General features: G+C 34.1%; 12 protein-coding genes. 9 read left to right on the plus strand and 3 right to left on the minus strand.

Annotation, left to right across the window (positions count from 1 at the left end):
• Nucleotides 1-2: 2 nt before the first annotated feature.
• Nucleotides 3-1,034: a sensor histidine kinase gene (locus tag NiCM35_RS02210; RefSeq protein ID WP_095330098.1), complete on the plus strand. Its 1,032-nt coding sequence runs from the start codon at nucleotides 3-5 to the stop codon at nucleotides 1,032-1,034.
• Complete coding sequence (locus NiCM35_RS02215; RefSeq protein ID WP_095330097.1) at nucleotides 1,027-1,662, plus strand: response regulator; 636 nt, start codon at nucleotides 1,027-1,029, stop codon at nucleotides 1,660-1,662. Before NiCM35_RS02210 ends, NiCM35_RS02215 begins: the two co-directional genes overlap by 8 nt.
• Before the next feature lie 28 nt (nucleotides 1,663-1,690).
• Here the strand turns inward: NiCM35_RS02215 and NiCM35_RS02220 are convergent, their stop codons facing one another.
• Nucleotides 1,691-2,215, minus strand: a complete 525-nt coding sequence (locus tag NiCM35_RS02220) for an antibiotic biosynthesis monooxygenase family protein (protein ID WP_433778494.1) — start codon at nucleotides 2,213-2,215, stop codon at nucleotides 1,691-1,693.
• A gap of 555 nt (nucleotides 2,216-2,770) precedes the next feature.
• On the opposite strand from NiCM35_RS02220, the gene hemE reads away from it, so the two are divergent.
• The 6 genes from hemE (at nucleotide 2,771) to NiCM35_RS02250 (ending at nucleotide 10,768) form a co-directional block, all read left to right on the plus strand.
• Nucleotides 2,771-3,829, plus strand: a complete 1,059-nt coding sequence (hemE, locus tag NiCM35_RS02225; protein WP_341182125.1) for a uroporphyrinogen decarboxylase — start codon at nucleotides 2,771-2,773, stop codon at nucleotides 3,827-3,829.
• Between the two features lie 67 nt (nucleotides 3,830-3,896).
• Nucleotides 3,897-4,841, plus strand: coding sequence for a ferrochelatase (gene hemH / locus NiCM35_RS02230; RefSeq protein ID WP_095330094.1), 945 nt, complete (start codon nucleotides 3,897-3,899; stop codon nucleotides 4,839-4,841).
• Nucleotides 4,842-5,110: 269 nt separating this feature from the next.
• Complete coding sequence (locus NiCM35_RS02235; RefSeq protein WP_123259082.1) at nucleotides 5,111-5,695, plus strand: TetR/AcrR family transcriptional regulator; 585 nt, start codon at nucleotides 5,111-5,113, stop codon at nucleotides 5,693-5,695.
• 111 nt (nucleotides 5,696-5,806) lie between these two features.
• A complete protein-coding gene (locus NiCM35_RS02240) occupies nucleotides 5,807-8,026 on the plus strand; it encodes a YhgE/Pip domain-containing protein (RefSeq protein ID WP_095330092.1) in 2,220 nt (739 codons plus the stop codon).
• Nucleotides 8,027-8,277: 251 nt separating this feature from the next.
• Nucleotides 8,278-9,267, plus strand: coding sequence for a lipoate--protein ligase (gene lplA, locus NiCM35_RS02245; protein WP_095330091.1), 990 nt, complete (start codon nucleotides 8,278-8,280; stop codon nucleotides 9,265-9,267).
• A 223-nt stretch (nucleotides 9,268-9,490) separates the two neighbouring features.
• Nucleotides 9,491-10,768, plus strand: coding sequence for a M48 family metallopeptidase (locus NiCM35_RS02250; RefSeq protein ID WP_095330090.1), 1,278 nt, complete (start codon nucleotides 9,491-9,493; stop codon nucleotides 10,766-10,768).
• Between the two features lie 90 nt (nucleotides 10,769-10,858).
• Here NiCM35_RS02250 and NiCM35_RS02255 read toward each other — a convergent pair whose 3' ends face one another.
• Nucleotides 10,859-11,089: an IDEAL domain-containing protein gene (locus tag NiCM35_RS02255; protein WP_095330089.1), complete on the minus strand. Its 231-nt coding sequence runs from the start codon at nucleotides 11,087-11,089 to the stop codon at nucleotides 10,859-10,861.
• Between the two features lie 187 nt (nucleotides 11,090-11,276).
• Between NiCM35_RS02255 and NiCM35_RS02260 the strand changes: the two genes are divergently transcribed.
• Nucleotides 11,277-11,846: a competence protein ComK gene (locus NiCM35_RS02260; RefSeq protein WP_095330088.1), complete on the plus strand. Its 570-nt coding sequence runs from the start codon at nucleotides 11,277-11,279 to the stop codon at nucleotides 11,844-11,846.
• A 33-nt stretch (nucleotides 11,847-11,879) separates the two neighbouring features.
• Here the strand turns inward: NiCM35_RS02260 and NiCM35_RS02265 are convergent, their stop codons facing one another.
• Nucleotides 11,880-12,245 (minus strand): YhjD family protein, encoded by a 366-nt coding sequence (locus NiCM35_RS02265; RefSeq protein WP_095330087.1) that lies wholly within the window; start codon nucleotides 12,243-12,245, stop codon nucleotides 11,880-11,882.
• Between the last annotated feature and the right edge of the window lie 6 nt (nucleotides 12,246-12,251).

Consider the following 12,251-nt stretch of genomic DNA (forward strand, 5'->3'; position numbering starts at 1 on the left):
ACATGAGACAGACAATTAGTCGTTATGGATATTATCGAAATATCGTTTTAACAAGTTTGAGTATTTCTTTGCTGCTATTTATTAGTATCTATTTATTTCCGAATTTTGTAACGTCTAGGATAGGGAATATTATTTTTGCTGTCAACTGTTTTTTTCTGATAACATTGGTGGGTTTTTATTTTGCCTTTAAATGGAGCGGCAAAATAAAGAAACAATTAGATGAAATATTTTGGTTTATATCGTCTTTAAGGAGAGGAAAAATACCGCAAAAAATGCTGCTTGCATCAAGTGAGTATGTTTATGATGTAAAAGAAGAACTTAATCAACTTGCTGATTATCAACAAGAGCAAATTCATTCTTTGCAGAGATTAGCAAATGAAAAAACAACGCTTGGACAAACAGCCCACAATGCTGCAGTAATAGAAGAAAGACAACGACTGGCAAGAGATTTACATGATGTTGTTAGTCAGCAATTATTTGCATTAAATATGATGTCTTCTGCTGCATATAAAATTTTTGACCAGGATCCTGCTTTAGCAAAGCAACAGTTACAGGAGATTGTTTCGATTGCAGGCAAGGCGCAAGGGGAAATGCGTGCATTATTGCTTCATCTAAGACCAATTGAATTAAGCAATGATACGTTGTGTGATGGCATAATCAAACTTATTCAAGAGCTGAAAGGAAAAACAATGCTTCATTTTTCTGCAAGCATCGATGAAATAGATGGTCTATCTACGGCTGGGCAGGAACATCTTTTTCGCATTGTTCAAGAGGCTTTATCCAATGTGCTTCGTCATTCCCATGCAGATAAAGTAAGAATCATTTTGGAAGAGCGAGGTGAATATGCTTCTCTACATATAAGTGATAATGGCAAAGGCTTTGATCCGACGATAGAGAGGATTGCATCATATGGGTTAAAGACAATGAGAGAGCGCTGTGAGGAAATTGGTGGTGTGATGGAACTTCGATCAAAAATTGGGGAAGGTACCTATATTGATATTAGAGTGCCAACAAAGGGGTGGGAAAATGATTAGAGTGGTAGTGGTAGATGATCATGAAATGGTGAGAAAAGGAATTATTTCTTATTTAATGACAGAACCAAATATTCATATTGTAGGAGAGGCAAATAGTGGTCAGACGGCAGTTCAGCTTGTACTCAAGGAGAAGCCGGATATTGTGTTAATGGATTTATTAATGGACAATGGGAATGGTATCGAAGCGACAAAGGATATTTTAAAGGGGTATCCTAGCTGCAAAGTTATCATTATCACAAGCTTCTATGATGAAGCACAAGTTATTCCGGCAATAGAAGCAGGCGCATTTAGTTATTTATTAAAAACAGCAAGTGCTACAGAGGTTGTACGGGCAATTAATAAAGCTTATAGTGGCGAAGCAGTGATTGAGCCAAAGGTTGCTAACGTGATGGTGAAAAAATTGCGAGCAACAGAAAGAAAACCACATGATGATTTAACAGAAAGAGAATTAGAAGTATTAATGTGCATTGGAGAAGGAATGACTAATCAGGCCATTAGTGAAGAACTATATATTGGAATCAAAACAGTAAAAACACATGTAAGCAATATTTTATCGAAATTAGCAGTAGCCGACCGAACCCAAGCTGCTGTATATGCCAATAGAAATGGCATTATTAAAACAAGATAGTCATAAGTTCAGGTGGCTACTGGATTAATTACGCTTTTTCTTCATCTGGAATTGTTAATTGTACGAAATACGGTTTTCCATTAAAGATAGAATGCTGGGAACTATTCCAGCTTTTTTCATTACTTTTACCAATAGGAGCTTCTGCATTTGCTTCTTGCTGTTTCCATTTTATATAATTCGCTTTTTCTTCCCATAGACAAAAGAGGATATATGTGTCTCCTTTGGCAGGGCGAAGGAAGCGAATAGCTGTCATTGCTTTGTTTGCGATAGATGTGAAGTATTTCATCATCTTATGTTCGAAAACAGGTTTATTTTCTTCACTTACTGGAATATGATTCATGGTAATAAATCCTTTATTTTCTAACATTCCATAACTGAATAAAATGTCATAGCTTCTTGGTTCTTGGAAGAAAGAAGGAGCTTGACTTTCGTGTAGTAGTATCGCCCGATCGCTGGCTTCTTCCTGCATTAATAACATGGTTTCAGTCGAAAATTTATTTTCGTATTTCTTCCCTAAATAATCATAGGTTCCGCTAGTAAGATAAATATTCACTAATCTCCCTCCAAGTTATAAGGATATATAAAGCATACAATAGAAAGGGGAAAGTTACGATAGATCCTCTTAAATTACCCATAACTAATGAAAAACTCTTATTTGTTTATATTAACATTAACAAACCATGTTATTCGAGATAGCTGGTTTCATTCAAAGCTTTTCCCTTATGTTCTTATGATTTAACTTTTTGTGTGCGCTACCACATAATTCATAAGAGGTGTAATCTCCTTTATTTTTGGGTAAAAAATGTCTAAATTGTGACAAAGTGATAAGTTATCTATGCAAAGATAGTAAAAAAGATATATTATTGAAATATATGCATGATTGAGAATGAATATTTTTACATATAGTAAGGAAAAAAGAATGGAATGTCTAGGACAGGCATTCCTTTTTATTGGGATGGTAATAACTTGGAAAGAAACATAAAAAATTAGTTTAAAAACTTTTTACTTGCATATTATTTATAAATATTATAACTTAATAATTATTATAAATAACATTGATCACTATATAGAATGAAATACATACCTTTGAAAGGTGGACATCAAAAGGATGAATAAACAGATGAAAGATACATTTATTAAAGCGGCAACAGGACAGCCCACTGAATATGTTCCGGTATGGTATATGCGACAGGCAGGTCGTTCGCAGCCTGAATACCGAGCAATTAAAGAGAAATATTCTTTATTTGAAATAACGCATCAGCCAGAGCTATGTGCTTATGTTACGAAATTACCGGTTGATCAGTATGATGTCGATGCTGCAGTATTATATAAAGATATTATGACACCACTGCCTGCCATTGGGGTAGATGTGGAAATAAAATCAGGAATCGGACCTGTGATAGAGAATCCTATTCGGTCAATGGAGGATATTACAAGACTTGGTATGTTACATCCTGAGCAAGATATTAAATATGTCCTTGACACGATAAGCCTGCTTACAACCGAGCAATTAAATGTTCCGTTGATAGGCTTTTCCGGTGCTCCTTTTACTCTTGCTAGTTACATGATTGAAGGTGGACCATCCAAAAACTATCATAAGACAAAAGCGTTTATGTATGCTAAACCAGACGCTTGGCATGCTTTAATGGAAAAGCTTGGTGATATGGTGGTTACTTATGTGAAGGCGCAAATTAATGCAGGTGCTAGTGCGATTCAAATTTTCGATTCATGGGTAGGCGCATTAAATGTGGAGGACTACCGCTTATTTATAAAGCCTGTTATGCATAGAATTTTTTCTGAGCTGGAGAGTGAAAATGTTCCCTTCATTATGCACGGAGTCGGGGCGAGTCATTTGGCACTTGAATGGAATGAGCTTTCCTTGGATGTAGTTGGCTTAGATTGGCGCTTACCTATATCAGATGCAAGGAAAATGGGAATAACTAAAGCTGTCCAAGGAAATCTAGATCCCGCAGTCCTTCTTGCACCATGGAGTGTTATTGAGGAAAGAGCGAAACAAATCATTGAACAGGGAATAGAACAGCCAGGCTTTATCTTTAATTTAGGACATGGTGTGTTCCCAGATGTAGATCCAGCTGTGTTAAAAAAATTGACTGGTTTTATTCATGAATATTCCGGTGACTTACTAAGTAAGCGTGCGCGCAAATAAAAGATATATTAAGGATAGCTAAAGTTAAAAAAATACAAAATAATACAATGAAATGAGGTAATGAAAAATGAGTCGAAAAAAAATGGGCCTTCTTGTTATGGCATATGGAACACCATATAAGGAAGAAGATATTGAAAGATATTATACAGATATTAGACATGGAAGAAAGCCGACAGATGAAATGCTTCATGATTTAAAGAGTCGCTATGAAGCAATTGGAGGAATCTCTCCATTAGCAAAAATTACGATGGAACAAGCAAAGGGACTAGAAGCGCATCTTAATGAAATACAAGACGATATTGAATTTAAAATGTATATAGGATTAAAGCATATTGAACCATTTGTAGAAGATGCAGTAAAGATGATGCATGAAGATGGAATCAAAGAGGCAGTGAGTATTGTGTTAGCCCCTCATTACTCTACCTTCAGTATTAAGGCATATAATAATCGTGCAAAAGAAGAAGCAAAAAAATTAGGCGGCTTAACCATTCATAGTATTGAAAGCTGGTATAAGGAGCCTAAATTTATTAGCTATTGGGTTAATCAATTAAAAGAGACCTACGCTAAAATGTCGCAAGAAGAACGAGAGAATGCAGCGTTAATTGTCTCTGCACATAGTTTACCAGAAAAAATCCTTCAATATGGAGATCCATATCCAGACCAATTAAAGGATACAGCAGAGTTAATTGCAAAGGGAGCAGGTATTTCTACTTATTATCTAGGCTGGCAAAGTGCGGGGAATACACCAGATCCTTGGCTTGGTCCAGATGTTCAGGATTTAACAAGAGATTTACATGCGAAATATGGATATAAAGCATTTGTATATGTGCCAGTAGGATTTGTAGCGGAACATTTAGAAGTCTTATATGACAATGATTATGAGTGCCTTGTTGTGACAGAAGAAGTTGGAGCAAGCTATTATCGACCAAAAATGCCAAATGCTCAGCCGGAATTTATTGATGCATTAGCGACAGTGGTTTTAAAAGAAATTGCAGTGCCAATTAAAGGATAAAATGCCGCAAAATTATTTTTTGTTGATGCTATTATGTTGTAAACGGAACCAAGTGATTTTTTCGAAAATCACTTGGTTTCTTTTGTTGCAACGAGTTTAACTCTGTGATATATTCTTTTTTGTACTAACTGACTGAAATGTTATTTTAGTCAGTTTTTTGATAAATCAATAATTAAGCTGTAATGGCGAATAAATGGATGGAGATAAAATTTATTCTACATAACTGGAGAGACTATCTTTATTCGCATGGAAAGAAAGAGGTGGAATATTTGGCTGTTGACCGTAGGAAGCTTATTTTAGAAGCGGCGACTAAATCATTTTCTATGTTTGGTTATAAAGCAACAACTATGGATCATGTTGCTAAAATTGCAAATGTAGGTAAAGGAACGATTTATACTTTTTTTAAGAATAAGGAGGAGCTCTTTTTTGAAATAGTTAATGATTTAATTACAGAAATGAAGGAAAGAGCTGATGAGTCATTTGATTCTTCTTCTACGTTTATGGAAAATGCCCATCGTGCAGTGATGAATATGCTTGAATACCGCAAAGAGCATCATCTGACGGTTAAGCTTTTTCAAGAACAGCGTGAAATTGGTACGCTGGAAGTAAAAGAAGTAATTAGCCATTTAGAAAATGCGATCTTAAATTATATGAAAACACGTGTACAAGAAGCAGTAGATAAAGGAGAAATTCACACACAGAATCCAGAGCTGACATCCTTTATTATTATTAAAGTATACTTAGCGCTCATTTTTGAGTGGGAGAAACATCATCCACCGCTTACTACAGAGGAAATCGCATCGAGTTTTGAATTACATCTATTTCATGGAATAGCAAATCCGCTTAATAAATGAGAAAATAGTCCGTTAGTTATTAACGTTAATAACGAGGATTTTTTTCTTTTAACAAGCTACTAGAATTGTTTTTTAAAGGATAAATGATTGATTAAAAATGGAGGGAATTATATGAAACAAAGTTTACTAAAGGCAGAGCTGTCCTCTATTTTTAAAAATAAAATGGTGCTGATCTCTGTTATCGCTATTGTGTTTGTTCCAATACTATATGCAGGTATTTATTTATGGGCCTTCTGGGATCCTTATGGAAACTTAGACAAATTGCCTGTTGCTGTTGTAAATGAAGATACAGGGACAGAGATGAATGGAAAATCATTAGATATCGGAAAAGATTTAGTAGAAAATTTAAAGGATAGCGAAGACTTTAATTTTAAATTTGTCGATAAAGAAACTGGTTATAAAAATTTAGAAAATCAGAAGTATTATATGCTGATAGAAATTCCAAAAGATTTTTCAAATAATGCGACAACATTGCTTGAAGATAATCCACAAAAATTGGACCTGAAATATGTTTCTAATCCAGGATATAATTTTATTTCTTCTCAAATAGGCAATTCCGCAATTGAAAAAATAAAGCAAGGTGTTAGTAAAGAAGTGACAGAAACTTATGCGGAATCTATTTTTGAAAATATTACGAAAATGTCAGACGGCTTAAAAACAGCAAGTAATGGTGCAAAAGATTTAAAAGATGGAACAGATAAAGTAAAGTCGGGTACCGAAGAAGTGTATAAAAATCTAGAAACACTTGCTGAAAAGTCTATACAATTTTCTGATGGTGTTAATAGTGCTAATAATGGAGTGAAAGAGCTCGCCAATGGAGCAGATGATTTAAATCAAGGATTAACGCAATTGCAATCAGCCCAAGGGAAATTAAATGATGCTGCACAGAAATTGCAAGGGGGAGACCAGGCAATTCTTGATGGTGTTTCGCAAGCGAAAGATGGAATCAACACAGTTAAAGCCAATATTCCTTCGTTAATTGAAGGGACAAATAAGCTGCAAACAGGCTCCAATACTTTAACGCAAGGCTTAACAGACTGGAGCGATAAATCAGCACAATTAGCTGCTGGAGCTAATCAGTTGCATGAAGGTGCAACAACCTTACAGGAAACAGTTAATGCGATAATGCCTATGCTGCAAGGGTTACCAGAAGAAAATAAGCAACAGCTTGTAGCAGCACTTAAAGGGTTGGTGGATGGCAGTTCTTCCATTGCCACCAATACAAAAGCGTTAAGTCAAGCAGCAGACCAGCTGGCAGCCGGCGGAACAAGCTTGTCTAATGGCATAACAGACTTAAATAAAGGGCAAAAACAATTGCAAACAGGCATTAATCAGCTGAGTGATGGAAGCAGCCAGCTAGAAAATGGGGTAAAACAGCAGGTAGCTGGTCAGGAACAATTTGTAGCTGGTATGAATAAGTATGCTTCTGAATTCGCAAAAGCTGTTAATGGTTCTACTAAATTATCCACTGGTGCAAACACCTTAGTATCAGGAATGAATACACTTGCAACAGGATCGAATGCTTTATCAGATGGAACCGATTTGCTAAAAGACGGATCAAAAAAATTGGTAAATGGAACATCTTCTTTATTAGATGGAAGCAAGGAGCTTTCGTCTAAATTATCAGACGGAGCTGAGGAAGCAAGTTCCATCCATTCTGATGAAAAAACATATGACATGATAGCAGAACCAATCTTAGTTGACCAAGATAAAGTATCGGATGTGCCAAACTATGGAACAGGCTTAGCGCCATATTTCATTTCGCTAGGACTATTTGTTGGTGCATTAATGCTCTCTATTGTGTTCTCTTTTGCAGAACCAGAAGAACAGCCGAAAAGTGGAATTCGTTGGTTCTTAAGCAAAACGATTATTTTGATTGGGGTAGGAATCTTACAGGCTTTAGTTGCCTGCTTTGTGTTGCTAGTCATCTTAGGAATGGAAGTGGAAAGTGTACCATTATTTATCCTATTTACTATTCTAACTAGTTTAGTATTTTTCTCGATTATTCAATTTTTGGTTACTTTATTTGGAAATCCAGGACGATTTATTATTGTCATCATCATGATTTTCCAATTAACAACTAGTGCGGGTACTTTCCCGTTAGAGTTAATACCAAATGTTTTACAACATATTCACAATCTCTTGCCAATGTCTTATTCAGTAGCTGGATTAAAAGCTGTTATCTCTACTGGGGATATGGACTTTATGTGGCATAATGCAGAGATTCTTGGTATTTATCCACTTATATTCTTTGCGGGTACAGCTGCTTACTTTATTTTTAAATACAAACGGTATTATACAAATAAGGAAGTAGAAGTAACGGTAGAATAATTTGAAAAAGCTGCTAACTTTACTCTTCTTAAGTCACATCTATTGTGCGAAGCCTTGATAGAGTGTGGGGAAGATACATAGTTGCAGCTTTTTTGTGCTTAAAATATCACTCCATTTCTTAAACTTTGCCAATTCTATGAAAAAAGTACAAATGAAGTGATTATTTCCCGTTTTTTCGTTATAGTATAAAAGGGTAATTAAATTCGGGAAAATTGGATATAATTCTACAAAATTATAAGGGGTGTCTTTTTATGCTGTTTATAGATAATAAAGGGATAACAGATCCACGCATTAATCTAGCAATTGAAGAGTATGCTTTGAAAAACTTAGACATAAATGAAACGTATCTTTTATTTTATATAAATGAACCTTCTATCATTATTGGGAAAAACCAGAATACGATAGAAGAAATTAATACTGATTATGTAGAATCAAATGACATACATGTTGTTAGAAGATTATCTGGTGGCGGTGCCGTCTATCATGACTTAGGTAATTTAAGTTATAGCTTTATTACAAAAGATGACGGGAATAGCTTCCATAACTTTAGAAAGTTCACTGAGCCTGTTGTTCAAGCACTTAAAAGCATGGGAGTAAATGCTGAATTAAGTGGTCGTAATGATCTTCTTGCTGAAGGTAGAAAAATTTCTGGCAATGCACAATTTTCTACAAGAGGAAGAATGTTTACGCATGGAACATTATTATTTGATTCTGAAATGGATCATATTGTGTCAGCATTAAAAGTGAAAAAAGACAAAATTGAATCTAAAGGGATCAAATCAGTAAGAAGCAGAGTAGCGAATATTACTGAATTTCTTCCAGAAAAAATATCTATTCAAGAATTTCGCAGCCTATTATTAAGCTATCTCTTCGATGGGGAAGAGAATATTCAAGAATATGTCTTAACAGCAGAGGATTGGGAAAAAATTCATCAATTATCTAAAGAAAGATATCAAAACTGGGATTGGAATTATGGTAAATCTCCTAAATTCAATTTACAGCATTCTCATCGTTTCCCAGTCGGTCAAATCGATGTAAGATTTGATGTAGTAAAAGGAATTGTGAAAAACTGCAAAATTTATGGTGATTTCTTTGGAGTTGGCGATGTAGAAGATATTGAAAAACGACTGATTGGGGTCCGCTATGATCGCTCCGAATTAGAAAAGGCATTAGACGACATTTCCATTAAGCATTATTTTGGAAATGTGACAAAAGAAGATTTTCTGCAATTGATTTATTGATGAGATAGAAGAATAAAAAAAAGCATCTTAAATGATAGGAGGTATCTTATTATTTTAGATGCTTTTTTTGTTCTTTTTAGAAAGTGGAAGTGAAATGGAGTCGCTGGACACGCTTTTGCCAAAGGTAAAATAAATAGCAAAAATATCTCCTTTTAGTTCTAAAACAATCCTTTTTGGACTACTTATTAATAATAGGTTGTACTAGGCAGGCAGGAGGGAGATTATGACTAGAAAAATTGGCTTTTATGCAGTAGTTGCCTATGTGTTATATGGTTTGTTTTTTTATTGGTATTTATTTCAATATACTAGTCCAGCTTTGCCCTTTGAATATCAAGGTTCTCAAGCAGATCCAAGTACTTTTTTAAATAGCAGAGAATTGGTATTAAGTGAAGAATATTCACGGGTAAGGAACTTCTTGTTTTTTATTTCTACACCATTTGAATGGCTTTTTTACTTATTTGTTTTGTTATTTGGCTTTTCCAAAGTATTTAAAAAATGGGGAGAGGCTTCTGCGAAATATAAGTCGATGCAAACGGCTATTTACTTATTCTGGCTGAATATTACTGCCTTTATCATCACCTTTCCACTTAGTTATATTAGTTACTCTGTATCAAAAACCTATCATATTTCTACTCAAAGCTTTCCTTCTTGGATGAAGGATCAATTTATTGATTTTTGGGTGAATTATGTCATTCTGTTTCTTATTGTTTCCGTTTTATACTGGCTAATGAACAAGAGTCAAAAGAGATGGTGGCTTTATGCCTGGGTTCTATCCATTCCTTTTACCTTATTTCTCACGTTTATTCAGCCTGTCGTCATTGATCCGCTATACAATGATTTCACTCCTTTAAAGGATAAAGAATTAGAGGCAGAGATATTGAAGCTTGCGAGTGCTTCTGACATTCCAGCCGATCATGTTTTTGAAGTAAATATGTCAGATAAAACGAGTGCATTAAATGCTTATGTTACTGGAATAGGGAGCAATGCAAGAATTGTGCTGTGGGATACTAGTTTAAAGGAATTAGAGAATGACGAAATTTTATTTGTAATGGCACATGAAATGGCTCATTATGTAGAAAAACATATTTATATAGGAATAGGTATCTCCTTATTTACATCTTTATTTGGTTTATATTTTATTTATAAATTGCTGCACTGGATTGTAAATAGATGGGGGGCAGCACTTAAAATTGCAAAAGTAGAGGATATACAATCCTTTCCTTTAATTCTTTTATTAACATCCATGCTGCTATTTACTGTAAACCCATTAACTAATGTCATTTCAAGATATGAGGAAAAAAGAGCTGATCACTATGCGGTCGAATTAACAGAAAATCCAGAGGCTGGTATTGTGACATTTCAAAAGCTAGCAAAAACGGGACTGAGTGAAGTAAATCCACCTTTATTGGTGAAAATATTCCGCTATAGCCACCCGACGATGCTGGAGAGAATTAGTAAATTGGAAGAAGAAAGCATTCGATTACAAAATCAGAAAAAATAATAATACAAAAATAAAGGATGACTCAAAGAGTTTAATCATCGTAGTGATTAGGCTCTTTGGGACATCCTTTGGCTTTATTTATTGGTATTATCAAGTTCCGAAGCGCTTACATAATAAGTTAAATTCGTTGCTCAGTTCGTTAAATGTTTTTCTGTCATGTTCATCAATGGCTTTATCAATCAAGGACATCAAATTTGCTTTTTCATTTTTTAATTGAATTTCAGAAAGCAACATTTCAATATAGAGGTCTTTTACATAAGTATTTGTGTTTTTTTTCTGGCCACTTAACTTTGTAAACTCAGTATAGGACTTATCATTCATTGTCTTTCCCTCCTGATGCCTTTTTAATATTATATGGGAAAAATTGATAATTATCAATTTGTTTTTTTAAAATTATGAAATTTGATTATAAAGTATGTCTATATTCTGAAAAATTATTTTGTCTTAAGATTCATTAGGTAAAAAGTGCTATTATAGGGGAAGATTACTAAAAAAGGAGGATTTATAGTTGGAAGAAAATTATTTAATAGTCGAAAAGTATTATATTAATTATCATACGCTTGCAGTCTTGCCATACATTGTAGCTAATGGCGATATCTATTCAAAGGTATATGAACATAATAATGTTTTTTTATGCAAACGTAGTCCATTAATGATTGTGAAAGCAACATGTGGTTATCTGGGAAGTTCTTACGAAGGAAGAAGGGAGGGAACTCGCCAACTAATGACCTATTATCATAAGCTGCCAATTGTAATTGATGATTTTAATTCCGTTTATTTTTTTCCCACTCATTCTCCTAGAAATAACAATTGTGCATGGATTTCTCTTCATCATATTCTTGATACAAAAAAAATAGAAGCCTCTAAAGTGAGAATAACATTTCAAAATTTGCAAAGTGTAGAAATAGGGGTTTCGCTCTATACCCTAAGAAATCAAATAATGCGGACGAACTCTCTTAAAACATTACAGCGTTATAATCATGAAGCAAGTATTAATCCTAAGTTAACATATAAAAGTTTACTGGTGGATAAACAAAAAAAATTAGCAGAAGCTCAAGGGATGTATAAAAAAAAGTAGGATAGCAATTTAATCTTTTTTTATTTGTTTTTGTTAGCTAATAGTAAACCTTTTGTATAAATAATGCTCTAATAATTCTTGAACTTTATTGCGAAGGCGGGGGTTAAAGTAGTTATGATATTCTTCATAGCCGTTATAAATAAATAAAAACATGGTAAATGCTTCATCACGATTTACTTCTTGAATCTTCATTGTATGCTTATACATATAACTCTTCGTTTTTTTTAACTCCGATTGTACTACTTTCATTGCATTTTCGAGTAGATCTATATAAGGTTGTTTTAATTTTAAATTACTTATTTTGATGACCTGCAGATCTCGATTAAGTATTGTTAAAAGCATAGGAAGATAAATAGCTTTTTCCATAACATCTCTTTCTATTTCAGGAATTCTTGTCATACTCGT

It is taken from the genome of Niallia sp. M35, assembly GCF_050971705.1.
In the GTDB taxonomy this organism is placed as follows: domain Bacteria; phylum Bacillota; class Bacilli; order Bacillales; family Cytobacillaceae; genus Niallia; species Niallia circulans_A.